Below are 14,566 nucleotides of genomic sequence, written 5' to 3'. Positions count from 1 at the left end.
GCCTATTGGGCAGCTTCAGATAGAATGGCGTTTCCGGCTGCTTGCTTCTCCAGCGACATGACTTTCAGATTGCCCGAAAACAGGATGCCGGTAATTGGAAGTACCGGCTCCGCAGGCAGTTCCTCATGTTGCGTGCTATCCTTGGGAACATGCAGCTTGTGTTCCACGCCCTCTTCGGCAGCCGACAGGGTAAGCGCAACATTCCCCCGCGCTTCCAGAAGCTTAGCGCCATATAGAAACTCGAAACTCAACATCGAAACGAGGAACTTGTAGGTTCCATCGCGCACGCCTCCCTTCATCATCGCAGCGCGATGCACCTCTCCCCCCATCGCCACATCAAGCGGCGGAATACGCGGATCGCAGACATAGCCAAGCGCCAGAAGCTGACCACCATCAACCTCAAAGCGCATTTTATCCAAGCCAAGATCGAGCGCCGAGATCGAGAAACGGCGATTGCTGTATTGGACTGGCACGCGTCCGAGCCGCTTGCACAATTGCTCGCCGCTCAAGGCGCGAGCATTTGCGAAATGGTCCGGATCGATGGCGAATGGCAACGCTTTTGGACGGTTCGGAACCGACAGGGCCGATTCAAGAACATCAGCAATCAAATTCGCAACGATCGTTGTCGAAACGGGCCGCGCATAATGGCCCTGATCGAGATAAAATGCCGGATTGCCCACGACATCGCGGCCATATTGCTGCATCAGCATTCGCGAGACATCGACCGAGATCGTTCCATACCATTGGGAGATGTAATTGATGCCCGCATCGATCGAAGGCACGGAATTCAGAAAAGAGCCATTGCGCGCACCGAACACAAGCGTTGCAATCCGCAAATTCGGATTGCGTTCAAGCGCGTAACGAATAATCCCTTCGTAAAACCGCGCCCAATGACGGAATGGACGCCGTTCATCGCCGTAAACAAAAGCATCATTGATTGCATATTCGATCAGCAGCAGCTCGCACTCTTCGAGCTGTTCAAACTGCTTGAGCTGATAAAGACCGAGCGCGCTCGTCGTGCCGCCGACCGCAAGATCGGCGACTATATCGAGTTCCACCCCGCGCCGGGCCATCGTCGACAGAAGTGTCGGCAGATAGCCCGGCAGCATGACGGTGTTGGAACCGCCAATGATTACAGTCTTGAGTTTCATTGCGTCACCGTTGCAGCTTTACCGGCTGGCGTCAGCGCGCCGCAGCGCCACACACCATACGTGCTTGCATCCCAATCAAAATAATAGGCGGCTGCGATCTGGCCGCTATCCATCATCTGCCGAAAGCGATCACGCGCCTTCTCAACCAGTTGCTGGCGATTATTGTCATTGGCCGGACAGGCCTTTGACGTGTTGGCGAAGCCCCATTCCGTGATCCAGCATGGTTTGCCATTGGTACCGCCGCAGAATGATAGCGCGTTGCTGATATGCTTTGCGCGCGCAGCCCGCGTGCCGCTGCTGCCGGGATAGATGTGGATGCCGTAGCCATCGGCAGCTTCATCCAGACCGTACTTCTTGAGAAGATCGGTAAAGGCGGCAGGTTCGACAGTGTCTATCCCGCGCCGGTCCGCATCGATGAAGGGAATATCGGAAAGGCCCGCAGATACGACTTTTGCCTTGGCGCTGTGTCTGGTTTTTGCCAGTTCCCCGCGCACGATACGCAAAAGTTCGACATATTTTTCCGCACCTTTTTCGACCAGAGGAAGTTCCTCCATCTCGGCCAAAGAGCGCGCGGTCTTCATCTTCTCCTTGGGCAGAATGGCAAGATCGCCATTATAAGCGCCCCAGTTGATCTCGTTTCCGGGTTCAACCGCAACCAGAGGCACCCCCAGCGCATCGATCTTTTGCAGAGCATCCGCCACCGCGTTTTGGAATCGCTCGGGGAATATGTCGGACAGACGATACATGTCCCAGATACGTCCGCGCCCGGACCGGGGTTTTGTCCCTTCCGGATAAAAATCCGCATTGTTGAGCGAGATTTCGAGCAAAATGGCCAGGCCTTTTTCATGTGCGAGGCGGACGGCATCGATACTTTGATCAAGCGGACGTGTGAGTGACAGACGAACCGCCACCACACCGTTCTTCACCATCTGATCGAATATCTGCTCGCGCTCGGCTGGCTTGAGCCATGCCATATTGACGCGATTGACACCAAAGCGCGTGTCGGCAAGAGCGCAACTGGGCGCGACGGCAAGCAAGGCAGCGCCAAGCAAAGCTGCCATTGCCCCTTTCCTGCCCCCAACACTCTTGCGAAGTTTCGTCATCGGATACCGATATCTTTCAGCGCACCGTTAAAATTGGCCTCGCATTCCGAATAGCGGTTGATGGCTGCGGGCACATCAATCTTGGAAAGGAAGTCGCGCAGATATGCCTTTTTCTGCGGTTCGCGGTTCCAGACGCTTGCCTCGATATGCGGAAATCCGACGAAGCCCAGCATTTCCCGCATACGGTCATCGACGGCGATCATCAGTCCGGGAATCCCCGACTGCATGCCAATGATGGTGCCATGGAATCTGCGACTCAGGCCGAAATCCTGACTGGAGATCCAGCTGCGCCATTTATGCGTGTCGAAAAACACCAGCAGCTCGTTCTTGCGCTGCCATTTTTCCATATGTTTGTAATCAACGGGCGCGGTGATGCGGCTTGCGGCCTGATCGTAAGCTTCCGCATGATCTTCACCCGCCATGTTCATGTTGTAGACGATCACCTCGTCCTGAATGACATAGCTTGCAACGCTGTCCTTTTCGAGCAGCGCGTGCGCATCGACGATCGTATCTGCAACGCTGCCAAGATAACCGCCAAAAGAGATTTTCTGCGCGTCAGCGAGGCTTGGATCGGCCAGGCGGCTCAGTGAGCGCTTCATCTGGTCCGGTGCATAATAGAGCGACGGACACCCGGTTGGGCGGACATATTTCATGCCCGCATCCTTCAGGAACTCTTCGGTGAAATGACCGCGTGTAAGAAAGAAGCTCTCCTTGCGGCGCAGGATTTCGAGAAAACGGCGCGTGCCTTCCGGCAGTTCCGCTTTAAGGTTTTCCTTCTTCTGAATGCCGATGCCCATGACCACGATCGGCATGTTCAGCTTTTCGAAGACAAAGGATTCCGTCGTGGCCGCATAGCCGGGACGCAGAAGATTGGCCGAAGCGAACAGGCAGAGATCGAAGCTCTCGTTGAGTTCCGCATAGGTATCCGGCGAATTGAGGCTGTTCGCCAGATGCCAGAACGGCACATAGGTCACATCATGGCCGCGCACCGCGTTGGCCGCGCCCTCACCGATGAGATAATTGCCGGTATTGGCAATCTTCTTGACCTGATCGATCACATCCTTCTTGGTGCGGATGGGCTCGAAATAGGGGCGATGCTTCACTCTTGCCCCGGAAACGCTTTCGACGGTCCGCATCAAATATGACGGAATGCCGGTGATCATTATGCGCATGGTGATCCATCTTCGCTGGAATTAAGGAAACTGTTGAAGAGAGCCTGAGGTCAGCCGATGCCGATTTCTGAAAGCACGCTTCGGAAATTGCGTTCTCGCGCCGAGTAAGTTTCAATGACTTCGGGAATGTTCATCGCGGCGATGTGGTCGCTGACGAAAGCCCGCCTGTCGTTGGCGGCGTTGAGATCGCGCGCATCGATCTTCGGCAATCCGGAGAAATTGAGCATCTCGCGCATACGGTCATCGACGGCGACCATCAGGCTCGGCACGCCAGCCTGCATGGAGATGACATTGCCATGGAAGCGGCGACCGAAGGAAAAGTCCATGGTCGAGCACCAGGCGCGCCATTGATTGGTATCGAGGAAGGCGTGAACACTCACCTTCTTTTTCAGATCGCCCGACCCCTTATAGGTGAGCGGGCCGACCAGCTCGCCGGTGGTTGAATCGTAGGCGCGGCCATTGGCATCGGATTCGAGTTGCATGTCGAAATGCAACAGCTCATCCTGAACCACATAGGCTGAACGTCCGTCATCGGAACCGAGCGCATTCATATCGCCGATGGTTTCGAGTTCCGCTCCCATGTAGCCGGTGAACACGGTGCGGCCCTCGCCCACCTTCACCTCCGGCAGGCGACTGATCGCCTTGCGCATATTGTCCGGTCGGAAATAAAGCGACGGGCAGCCGACCGGTCGGACATAGGAAAAGCCCTGATCGCGGAGATAGCCGGCTGCATTTTCGCCCCGCGTGAGAAAATAGTGTTCGCGGCTTTTCAGAACTTCCAAAAGCTTTTTGGTACCCGCCGGCAGGCCGTCCTCACTTTCAATATCGGGACGGTTCTGGATACCGATACCAAGCATGACAACGGGCATATCGAGCTTTGACAGAACAAGCGCTTCCGCATCTGCCGATAGGCCCTTGCGCAGAAGGTTTGCGCAGGTGAAGACGCAGATATCGAACTGCTTGTTGATCTCCTCCAGACCCGTTCCATTGTTGACGCAATTATAAAGGTGCCAAAATGGAATGTGCGTGGCGGTCGGCAGAAGTGCTGTCATCGCCCCTTCGCCGATCAGATAATTACCGGTATTGGAGATGTTCTTCAGTTCCTGGATAAAATTATCCCTGGATTCGGAATCCCGCTGCTTTTCCGAATAATAGACCTGCGCCTTGTCCGCACGCTGGATGAGGCGCGTCAGATGGCTCGGAATGCCCGTGACGAGGATTCTTGGGTTGGTTGGGCGGCTCATAGGTCGACCTTTCTGGTATAATCAGGCAACTGCGCGGCCGGGGAGAACGGCGGTCGCACTGGCATCGTCTGCAACATCCGGCTGGGAAGACCGGGATTTCGGATAAACGGGGCGTATTTCGTTCGCCCAATCGGTAAATTCGGAGAAGGCCGAGCTCCATGTGCGGTGGGCCGCTGAAGCGAGGGCGCCTTCGGCAGTTCGCATCAGAGCTTCGCGATCCTGCGCAAGGATCGTCAGAATGCGCGTCATGTCGGAGACAATCTGCGCATCGTTGCCATTGCGGATGAGAATGCCGTCGCGTCCGTGATTGATAAGCTCATCGACGGCACCGACGGCTGTTGCCACCGGCACGCAGCCAAGCTGCTGCGCTTCGGCGATCATCAAGGGCGCGCCCTCCCACCGCGACGGCATCAGCAGAACATCGGCCCATGCCAGATGGTTGGCAATGTCCTTGCCGTCAAAGACGGGCGGCGAGACTTTAACGCCTGCATCCTTCAAACGTGTCATCCAGGATGCGCTCGGATCGTCGGAAAGAATTTCGCCGCCGATGGCCTGCGCCTCGAACGGAATGCCCTGCTCTTTCAGCTTGACGATTGCGTCGTGCAGCCGGTCGATGCCCTTCTGACGGTCGAGACGGCCCATATAGAGGATACGCATCGGTTCGCCCTTGCGGCCCTGCTTGCGCGCCGCGGTGACTTGCTCCCGCTGTTTTGCATCGATTGAAAAACTGGCCCCGTTTGGCACCGAAAACACTTTTTCATATGGTACGCCGAAGCTGTGCAGATAGATTTTCAGCTGATCCGAACAGGTGAGAAAAGCGTCATAGGCGTGTTCGAACGCGATCGCCGCATAGGGCTGACCTGCCTGACGGCGGAAGACCGTTTCGTCCACCACATGCAGATAGCAGGCGGTGCGCGTGCCTTCCGAGCGAAGCTTCCCCATCAGGGGATGCGCGGCCATGACGTGGTTGTTCACCACCAGATCGAAACCGGACAGCTGGCCGCGCAGGACACCCCAGTCCAGCGGATGGTCCTCGGTGATGAAGTCCTGACCGAGAAAGCGATTTGTGTCGCCCCAGGCGGGAATGCCATCCTTCCAGAAATGCAAGTAATCGAAGGACTGGTCGAACTCATCGAGCACGTCCATGCGTTCATTGCCGAGAACGAACAGATGGGTTTCAAACCCCTGGTTCTTCAACTCACGACCGGCGGCATAGGCAACCTTTTCCGCCCCTCCGAAAGAGGCGTTCGGCACCAGAACGGCAGCCGTCTTTTTCCTTGCCGGGTTATGCGCAAGCGGCAAAACGGGTCCGCCACCAAGTTCGCTGCGCAGCACCTGATACATTTCGGAAAGGGCCGGCAGGCGACGCGGACGCCATGTCCAGCGTGTGGCTGCACTCTGCTTCAGCGGGCTTGTTGCAATCGATGTCACCAGATTGAGCATCGACTGTTCAGGCCGCGACAAGGCCCGGCGCTGACGCACCCGCGGAAACGGGAAACGTACCTTCATTCGCGCCGATGTGGGCCATAATTGCTGCGTACCCAACGAAGCGAACCAGTCCAGTGCATCGTTTTCGATGATTTCCTTGATCAGTCTGGTCGAAACGAAAATCAGATCGGCATGTGGCTGCCGCGTACCCGACGGCATGATCTCCGTATCGATCCGCCGCTCGTCTTCCACATTGGTAAGTTCCACAAAGACGATATTGGCCTGTTCCGCCAGCCTCTCAAGCCGCGACAGGATATTCGGCAACAACCGCGAACGTGCCAGAAGTTTCAGCGTTTCTGTGTTGGACGAGGCAAGAAACGGCGGGAAATGGAAATTATCCGGCTCCGAAACACTGCCCCAAAATGCGCGGATCGCATCATCGAATTTGAGATCAGTGGTGCCAAGGCTGAGGTCGGTAAAAAGGCTGACCGTCCCCTCGCCTGCGCGGATCACGCCATAACGCGGGCATTCCTCATGCTCGAAACCCACGAGTGTCGGGCGACGAAACAGCGCCTTGTGTCGCTTGCGCAGGAAACTGATCGAGCCGGAGCGGTCGCGATTGGCCTCCTTGAAGCGGCTTTCCGCGCGCAGGCGATATTCAAAGCCGGTATCATGGCAAGGCGTCCCAACGAACCCCGCTTCAATCGCCGAAAGCCAGAACTCCCAGTCCTCGAAACCATTTTGCCGGTCGTCATCGAAACGCACACCGCTGCGAAAAACCTCCGCGGAAATCATCGATCCCGTATCGCAGATATTGTCCGTGATGCAGTGGATCAGCCGCGAATAGCTGTTGCCGTAATGTGCGCGCCAGTTGACGGAGAAAGTGTCGATATTGGTATAAACCCAGCCAGCATTCGACGCCAACAGCTGACGGTAGAGCGTGTCGATGGTGTGCGGCTGCACCCGGTTGTCGGCATCGACGAAATAGACCGCCTTCACATCCGGCATTTCTTCGAGAATATAGTCCACGGCACGGTTGCGGGCACCGCCGGGACCGGCATTTTCGCCAAAGATGACGTGGATATTGGAATGTGCTGCCGCATAGAGCATCAGGCTGTCGAACACTTCACGGCGCGGATCTCCGTCCACCGACACCACGATCTGTGTCCGGAAAACCGTTTCTGATGCGAGAATGGTTTCCAGTGCTTCGAGCGCAAGCGCCGCATGGCCGTATAGCGGCATGGCAACGACGATCAAATCCTTCGACCTATCGTACATTCGCAGCCTCTTTGACCAATTCCTGACCAGGCTGGGCTTCGATGTGCTTGACCAGCCGGAAGTTGAAGACCTTGAGCCACGAAAAATCGACGGAATCCGCAGCTGCCTTGCTCAGAACAACGAGGTCCATTGTCCGGTCGACCGGTCCTTCAAGCATGAAGTTGATATCGATCGGACGATTGGGTGCGACTTCCGACCAACCGCTGAACAAAACCTGTTGGCGTCGGCGGTCGATATTGGAAATCGCGTCGATTTCTTCCTTCACATCTGATGCCAGATTGACCAGCAAAAGGCCGACCGCGCAGGGCTGGCCTTCCGGATGGTCGATCACTGCCCGCGCAGAAACGCGGACCGTTCCCGGCGCGACCACCCGTCGGATTGCGGCTGCGGTGACGCCTTCCTCAAGCGGGTGACAACCGATGGCATCCTCATGTTCCAGAAAACGCACGGTCGGAAAATCCGGAGTAATGGGCGTCACGGACACGTTGGCCACGTTGCGCAGCAGTTCAACCGGCAGACGATAGTCGTCAACCTTTCGGCCATTGATCAGCGCAGTCGGCACGATGGCATTCGGCAACGATGCCGGGCGCACACCCGGCAAGCCGGTAAAAATCCGCAATGCGAGCGGGCGCATGTCGAGATCGGCATGCGGAATGCGAGCCCGCGCCGCATAACGTTCGTTGGCGATCACATTGCCCAGCGACAGTTCCGGCGGAACTCCGCCCGAGGCAGAAATGCGCAGGCGCAGCGTCCGATGGCCACCGTCACATGCCTTGGGAAGCGAAAAGAAGTTCCATTCCGAATGCAACGTACCGTAAGGCACCAGCCACTCGGCAATTCCTTCGCCATTTTCAAGATAGTCCAGCGTCACGATCAACTGGCCATTGCGATTGGCCGGGAGGTCACGGAAATGGAGAGCAAAACCGGAAACGGCATAGCTCGAAACCGGGAAAAGCTGCTCGATCTCCGATTCGCGCAGCAGCCGCGCAAAGCCTTCGTCCTTTGGATCGACCAGAGGGGCGTGGCTGAAAATCTCCGTTGAGGAATCCCAGTTGCGAGCGTGAAATGCGTCTTCAATCGCCCGATAATTCTCAAACATGGTCTCGCGCTCGCGGCGCAGCATTGCGAGTTCGGTGTGAACCTTGCTGACATGGCCGACAAGACGATCCAGGCTATTTTCGAGCAACTGCGTAACCAGCAGCGGAGCGGTTTCGGGCGATGCTTCGTCGACACGCACAACGGGTAGTTCGGGAATGGTGCTCAGACGATAGATCTGCTGCAGAACCGTCTTCAGTTCGTTCTCGCCCTCTTGCGAAGCAGCGACCGCAATGAGTGGAAATGTATTTGCCAGACGAAGGCGTTTTCCGTCTCCTTCGACAAAGGTCGTCAGCTCGCCCAGAGACGTCGCTTCCAGCGCTTCACGATCACGCATCGAAGCAATGGCATATCGGCGGGATTTCCGCGCCGAGATCGCAGGAAGTGGTGTGCTCAACATAATCATCCATTGTGTGATGGCCGACTTGGGAGTCTCGGCCTGCACCTGCAATGAGAAAATACAGAGTATGTATTGTCAACAGTCTTATAGCATCAACTATATGATAATATTGCGAATATTTGGAATGAATTTAATTCGAAATTCGAAACAATATGAATATATATTTCGACAATAGCGTAAACACGCAGAAATACGCAGTTTTATATTTATTTGTAAGGACTTGAATGCCCGATTGTCGCCACATACGGCCTACCGGCCATTCAATACTGCATCGATCAAGGTTTTTTGCTGGCGTAAACAATCCGACAACTTGAACCGGGTTTCAACGGTTCGGCGTGCTGCCGCCCGCATCTGTAGACACGCGTCGGGATCGCGAAGCACGTTCATGATCACTTCCGCCAGCACGTCCGGCTCAAAAAACGGTACAAGCAATCCGTTTTGGCCCGAGCGGATCAACTCCCGCACCGGCGGCGTGTCCGAACCGATGATGAGCGCGCCGCATGCCATCGCTTCCACGACCGACCAGGACAGGACGAACGGATAAGTCAGATAGATGTGGGCAGTCGAAATCTGATAAAGTTTCCGCAGCTGGGCATGGGGGATCGTGCCGGGGAATACGATGCGATCCGGCGGCAAATCGAAATTCCTGACGAGATGCTCTCGCCACGAACCGCCGCCGGGCGGCGGCGTTCCATAGCTGACGCCATCGCCGCCGACGAAAACGAAAATCGCGTCGTCGTTTTGGCGAATGACCTTGGCCGCCGCTTCCAGCGCTTGCGGAAAGCCGCGATAGGGTTCGAGATCGCGCGCGACGAATGTAATGACGCGCGATTCTCCCGCTTTCAGCGTCCGCCCGTCTGGCAACCGAATCGTTGCATGACGGTCCGGGTAGAAAAGTTTTGTATCCACCCCTTCGTGAACCACCGCGATACGATTCTGCACGGAATGCGGGTAGAGGCTTTTTTGCCAGTGCGTCGGGCTGAACCCGCCGTCGATACCCTCAAGGGTAACAAGCTGCGCCATATTGCGCAGACGCAAGCGCTTGCGGGTTTCAATGTCTGGCCGGTCGCCCGGTGCAAAGCCCACATCCGCGCCATTCGCGCGGTAGAAGAACTCGCAATAGCCGAGTGCAGGCACCAAGGGCAGCACGTCCTTGACGAACATCATGCTGCCCCAGCCAATATGACCGACAACGATATCGGGCGCCTGTCCGTGATGGGCCATGGATTCCAGGGTTTCGGCCACGCGGTACCCGATCCTCGTATGATGATCGGGTACTTCCAGATATCTGGCCATCGCACCGCCGGTGCGAGGACCAGATTCCACTCTGTGGCGGATGACGCGGACCGCTGGGAGGCGACGGTCCACTGTCTCGCAGATCAAGCTTACATCATGTCCGCTGGTAGCCAGATTCTCGGCTAGCGCAGCGAATTGGCCGAAGCCACGCCTGTGCACAAATGCTATACGCATGTTACAAAACGTGCTCGACCGACAGCCAAAAACCGCCGCAACACATCAGATACCAAATCGTGCGGCATTGCCCCACACGAGTTCCAGCCGGTGCAGTGTCTGATAGGCAATCTCCAGATTCTTGAGATCGTCATCATCCCGGGTGAGGATATGGTTGTAGGAGCGGCTTGCATTGCGCAAGCTTGCACACAGCCGTTCACCCTTGTCCGTCAGGCGGATACGAGCGGACCGTTTGTCCCTCTGCGAGGTAACACGATCGACATAACCGCCGTCGGTAAGCTGCTTAAGATAATAGGAAATGTTGGAACCGACATAATGTCCGCGATCCAGTAATTCACCCACAGTGAGCTCGACATCGCCGATAGCCATCAGAACCAGGGTCTGGGCCGGGCCGATATCTTCCACGCCCAACTTCGTCAGCTCGGTTTTAAGCAAGCTCACAAAGCGGCGGTTCACTCGTTCTATCATCCGGGCCAGTTCGAAATGCGTGATAACGACTGTATGAACCGGATGTCTGCGTTCCTGTTTTTCGGCGGTAACTTCAGGAAAATCAACGGCAGTAAAGCCATCGACTGATGTTTCGACTTCCACTCCCTCGTGTAGAAGTTTTTGCATCTTTTGCTCTCCATTTTCAATTTTACTTCAAATTTTGAAGAAATTTGCAGTTATATTTTCCTTGCTCCTTTCGCATTTCCCCGCCGTAAGAACCTTTTTTCTGTCACATTCTCTGCAGTATTACTTTACTGAACTTGAGAACTAGCACACAGTTTTTAGGGATATCCGCCACCTGTGACCATTCCAAGGCAGATAGCGTATGAATGATACTCGCGAAATCAACTCGATTGGCAAGAGCCCTGCGCACAAAAAGGGGCAGGACGATTCGGTAACTACGCCGAAAGGCCTGATTTTCAAGGCCCGCCGCGTTTTCCTGTCGGGACTACTTTATGCAGTGCTGCTGAGCGCCTGTATCAATTTGCTACAACTCACTGTACCTCTCTATATGTTGCAGGTTCATGATAGGGTGCTGAACAGCCGAAGCATGGATACGCTCACCATGCTCACCGTGCTCGCTGTTGGCGCCATGCTGGTGTTCGGCGTGCTGGAGTTTATCCGGTCGCTTTCCTTCCAGGCCATGGGCAGCGCGCTTGTGCGCCGCCTCAATCTCGCGGTTCTGACCGCCGCCGTACAGGCCTCCGTGAATCAGGGCATGCCGAAAGCGACTCAGACGCTGCGCGATCTCAACGAACTGCGCAGTTTCCTGACGTCGCCCGCCATCAACGCCCCGCTGGATGCGGCTTGGTCGCCCATCTTCCTCGGCGTGCTATTCCTGCTTCATCCAATGCTGGGCGTGATCGGCCTTGTCGCCGTCATCATTCTGATCGCATGCGGCGTGCTGACTGACCTCCTTACTCGAAATCTGATTCAGGAGGCGAATCAAGCCAATATCGAAGCGGTGTCGAAGATCGGCAGCAGCTTGCGCCATGCCGAAGTCATCGAAGCGATGGGCATGCTCCCCGCATTGGCTCGCCGCTGGCGCACGATGCAGGTTCAGGCACTCGAAGTGCTCGACCTTGGCGGAACACGCGCCCGCGCCTTGTCCTCGATTGCTCGCACGGCGCGCTTCATCATCCAGATCGGGTCGCTCGGAATAGGCACGCTCCTAGCCATGCAGCAGGAAATCACACCCGGCGCGATGATTGCGACCAGCATCATCATCGGTCGCTTGCTGATGCCGTTCGACCGAATCGTCGAAAACTGGCGTCAGTGGGTCAGTGCCATCGCCAGCTGGAAGCGTGTCCAATCACTGCTTTCTGAAAATCTGGCGGTACGCCAGACCATGCCTACCCCGCGCCCCAATGGCGACCTTGTGATCGACAAGCTGATCTATGCCGCGCCCGGCGTGGACGTCCCGATCATCAAGGGCATTTCCTTCTCAATTTCACCAGGTGAGGTGCTGGGTATCGTCGGCCCGTCCGCCGCAGGCAAATCGACGCTTGCCCGACTGCTGATCGGCATCGTCAAGCCCACCTCCGGCGGCGTTTTCCTCGACGGCAATAATGTTTACCTGTGGGAACGCGGTTCTTTCGGAGAGATTGCGGGCTACCTGCCGCAGTCTGTCTCGCTGCTGGATGGAACCATCAAGGACAATATCGCCCGCATGGGTGACAGCGATCCGCATCGCGTGCTGGAAGCTGCGCGTCTGGCCGATGTGCATGAAATGATCGGCCGCATGCCGCTTGGCTACGATACCCCGGTCGGCGACGGTCGCCTGACATTGTCCGGCGGACAGCGCCAACGAATCGGCCTTGCCCGCTGCCTTTACAATCGCCCGCGTCTGATCGTTCTCGATGAGCCGAATTCGAACCTCGACGCCGTCGGTGAACGCGCCCTCATCCGGGCCGTCGAACATGCTCGCGATGATGGAGCCATTGTCATCATGATCGCACATCGCCCCTCTATCATGCAGGTCGCCGACAAGCTTCTCGTACTCGAAAACGGGCGCATCTCGCAGTTCGGTCCGCGCACCGATGTCGTCGCCTCACTGACACCCGCCAATAATGGCCCGCAAATGGGAGCCGCAAACGCATGATGGGTAAATCGGTTATTCCTCGTCGTGTTTCCAGCCTGCTCGCTCCGCGTGCAGAATCGTCGGATCACAAGGCCCTCACCCGTTTCGGCAGCGTCAAACCTGAATGGGCGCTCGACCTTGAGCGGGAGGATTCGAGATCACCTTTGCGCGGCCTCATCATCGCAGGCCTTGCCACGATCGGCGTCGCTTTTGGCGGATTTTTCGCTTGGGCCTATTCCGCCAATCTGGGAAGCGCCGCAGTCGCGATGGGCACGGTCATTGTCGATTCCAAACGCAAGACCATCAGCCATCTTGAGGGCGGTATTCTGGATCGCCTGCTGGTGCAGGAAGGCGATATCGTCAAGGTCGGCCAGCCCCTTCTCCGGCTCGATGACACCAAGGCACGTTCCGATCTCCAGTCGCTCGAAAGCCGACGCATCGGCCTGATCGCAAAACTGGCCCGCCTGCGCGCCGAGCAATCGGGCGAAAAGGAAATCAGTTTCCCGGAAGGTTTCGCCGATGGTGGCGAGAACGCGCAAAACGCCATCCGCGCCGAAAACATCTTTTTCCAGAAGCGGTTTGCGCAGAAACTGAGCAAGATCGACATTCAACAAAAGACCATCGAGCAGTATACGGAGCAGGCCAAGGCTTCGACCGCGCAGATCGCTGCCACAGATCGGCAGATCGCGCTCATCAGCGATCAACGCAAGGCGATTGCCAGCCTCGTTGAAAAAGGGTTCGCCCAGAAATCGAAGCTTACGGAAATCGATACGCGTCTCAGCCAGCTTGCCGGCGACCGTGGCGAATATGCCGGTGACAAGGCAAAAGCCGAGCAGGCAAAAGCCGGTGCGGAATTCGCGCTGACCGGCATCGAAAGCGATCTCCAGTCGGAAATTGCAGGTGAAATCACGTCGAGCCAGGTCGAACTTTCCGATGTGCAGGAGCGTATCGTTGCCGCCAAGGATGTGATGCGGCGCGTGGAAGTTCGCTCGCCGCAGGACGGCATCGTGGCGAATATCCGGCTGCGCACGCCAGGCGGCGTGATCGCTCCCGGCGAGGCAATCATGGATATCGTTCCGGAAAACGAACCTCTGGTCGTAGAAATGAAGATCAGTCCGCGCGACATCGACAGCATTTCGGTCGGTGCGGGCGCACAGATACGGTTGACCGCCTATAATCAACGTTCGATGGCACCGCTCGATGGCAAACTGACCTATATTGCCGCCGATCAGTCACTCGATGAAAAGACCGACACTGCATTTTTCGTGGCGCGAGCGGAAATTACTCCGGCATCGCTTGCCGCCAATCCGACTGCCCGACTTTATCCCGGCATGCCTGCCGAAATAATCATCGTGCACAAGGAACGCCGCGCCATCGATTATCTGGTTTCACCGATCACGGATAGTTTGAACCGCGCGTTCCGCGAAGATTAATAAATAGAGAATTTCAAAGTAAAATTCGATCACAGGTTGAGGCTCCAGAAGAACGCAGCGCCGTGCATGAATGTCATGCGCGGCGCTATCATTTTGAAAAATTTTGTATTTCTCCGTCCATCAATCCAATATTTCAAATTTGGAACTAATTTCCGTATAAATACAATCTAAATAAAAATTATAATGACGATAAATATAATACATATTTCTGTTTATAAAACTG

10 protein-coding genes are annotated in these 14,566 nt (G+C 56.2%); 2 read left to right on the top strand and 8 right to left on the bottom strand.

Annotated features, from left to right (window positions below; genetic code table 11):
• Window positions 1–2 precede the first annotated feature (2 nt).
• From AC0TOF_RS18410 to AC0TOF_RS18375, 8 genes are all read right to left on the bottom strand, one after another.
• Window positions 3–1,151 (bottom strand): SGNH/GDSL hydrolase family protein, encoded by a 1,149-nt coding sequence (locus AC0TOF_RS18410; RefSeq protein WP_473769313.1) that lies wholly within the window; start codon window positions 1,149–1,151, stop codon window positions 3–5.
• Window positions 1,148–2,254, bottom strand: a complete 1,107-nt coding sequence (locus tag AC0TOF_RS18405; protein ID WP_473769312.1) for a glycoside hydrolase — start codon at window positions 2,252–2,254, stop codon at window positions 1,148–1,150. The genes AC0TOF_RS18410 and AC0TOF_RS18405 overlap by 4 nt, the downstream gene beginning before the upstream one ends.
• A complete protein-coding gene (locus AC0TOF_RS18400; RefSeq protein ID WP_473769311.1) occupies window positions 2,251–3,426 on the bottom strand; it encodes a polysaccharide pyruvyl transferase family protein in 1,176 nt (391 codons plus the stop codon). The genes AC0TOF_RS18405 and AC0TOF_RS18400 overlap by 4 nt, the downstream gene beginning before the upstream one ends.
• Before the next feature lie 50 nt (window positions 3,427–3,476).
• Window positions 3,477–4,670, bottom strand: coding sequence for a polysaccharide pyruvyl transferase family protein (locus tag AC0TOF_RS18395; protein WP_473769310.1), 1,194 nt, complete (start codon window positions 4,668–4,670; stop codon window positions 3,477–3,479).
• A gap of 21 nt (window positions 4,671–4,691) precedes the next feature.
• Window positions 4,692–7,376 carry a glycosyltransferase gene (locus tag AC0TOF_RS18390; RefSeq protein WP_473769309.1) on the bottom strand — a complete coding sequence of 895 codons (2,685 nt, stop codon included), beginning with the start codon at window positions 7,374–7,376 and terminating at the stop codon, window positions 4,692–4,694.
• Window positions 7,366–8,871: a DUF6212 domain-containing protein gene (locus AC0TOF_RS18385; protein WP_473769308.1), complete on the bottom strand. Its 1,506-nt coding sequence runs from the start codon at window positions 8,869–8,871 to the stop codon at window positions 7,366–7,368. The genes AC0TOF_RS18390 and AC0TOF_RS18385 overlap by 11 nt, the downstream gene beginning before the upstream one ends.
• 249 nt (window positions 8,872–9,120) lie before the next feature.
• Window positions 9,121–10,341: a glycosyltransferase family 4 protein gene (locus tag AC0TOF_RS18380; RefSeq protein ID WP_473769307.1), complete on the bottom strand. Its 1,221-nt coding sequence runs from the start codon at window positions 10,339–10,341 to the stop codon at window positions 9,121–9,123.
• Window positions 10,342–10,386: 45 nt separating this feature from the next.
• Complete coding sequence (locus tag AC0TOF_RS18375; protein ID WP_122002472.1) at window positions 10,387–10,956, bottom strand: MarR family transcriptional regulator; 570 nt, start codon at window positions 10,954–10,956, stop codon at window positions 10,387–10,389.
• Between the two features lie 199 nt (window positions 10,957–11,155).
• On the opposite strand from AC0TOF_RS18375, the gene AC0TOF_RS18370 reads away from it, so the two are divergent.
• Both AC0TOF_RS18370 and AC0TOF_RS18365 read left to right on the top strand, forming a co-directional pair.
• Window positions 11,156–12,931: a type I secretion system permease/ATPase gene (locus AC0TOF_RS18370; RefSeq protein ID WP_473769306.1), complete on the top strand. Its 1,776-nt coding sequence runs from the start codon at window positions 11,156–11,158 to the stop codon at window positions 12,929–12,931.
• Window positions 12,928–14,343 carry an HlyD family type I secretion periplasmic adaptor subunit gene (locus tag AC0TOF_RS18365; protein WP_473769305.1) on the top strand — a complete coding sequence of 472 codons (1,416 nt, stop codon included), beginning with the start codon at window positions 12,928–12,930 and terminating at the stop codon, window positions 14,341–14,343. The genes AC0TOF_RS18370 and AC0TOF_RS18365 overlap by 4 nt, the downstream gene beginning before the upstream one ends.
• Window positions 14,344–14,566: the final 223 nt, after the last annotated feature.

The organism is Ochrobactrum sp. PL_is501, from assembly GCF_055816895.1.
Note: the sequence above shows the minus strand (reverse complement) of the source record. Positions and strands in the feature narration are given on the sequence as shown.

Excerpts from the sequence above, each read along its gene's own strand:
- AC0TOF_RS18410 (WP_473769313.1), bottom strand. The coding sequence starts at position 1,151 with ATGAAACTCAAGACTGTAATCATTGGCGGTTCCAACACCGTCATGCTG.
- AC0TOF_RS18405 (WP_473769312.1), bottom strand. The coding sequence starts at position 2,254 with ATGACGAAACTTCGCAAGAGTGTTGGGGGCAGGAAAGGGGCAATGGCA.
- AC0TOF_RS18400 (WP_473769311.1), bottom strand. The coding sequence starts at position 3,426 with ATGCGCATAATGATCACCGGCATTCCGTCATATTTGATGCGGACCGTC.
- AC0TOF_RS18395 (WP_473769310.1), bottom strand. The coding sequence starts at position 4,670 with ATGAGCCGCCCAACCAACCCAAGAATCCTCGTCACGGGCATTCCGAGC.
- AC0TOF_RS18390 (WP_473769309.1), bottom strand. The coding sequence starts at position 7,376 with ATGTACGATAGGTCGAAGGATTTGATCGTCGTTGCCATGCCGCTATAC.
- AC0TOF_RS18385 (WP_473769308.1), bottom strand. The coding sequence starts at position 8,871 with ATGTTGAGCACACCACTTCCTGCGATCTCGGCGCGGAAATCCCGCCGA.
- AC0TOF_RS18380 (WP_473769307.1), bottom strand. The coding sequence starts at position 10,341 with ATGCGTATAGCATTTGTGCACAGGCGTGGCTTCGGCCAATTCGCTGCG.
- AC0TOF_RS18375 (WP_122002472.1), bottom strand. The coding sequence starts at position 10,956 with ATGCAAAAACTTCTACACGAGGGAGTGGAAGTCGAAACATCAGTCGAT.
- AC0TOF_RS18370 (WP_473769306.1), top strand. The coding sequence starts at position 11,156 with ATGAATGATACTCGCGAAATCAACTCGATTGGCAAGAGCCCTGCGCAC.
- AC0TOF_RS18365 (WP_473769305.1), top strand. The coding sequence starts at position 12,928 with ATGATGGGTAAATCGGTTATTCCTCGTCGTGTTTCCAGCCTGCTCGCT.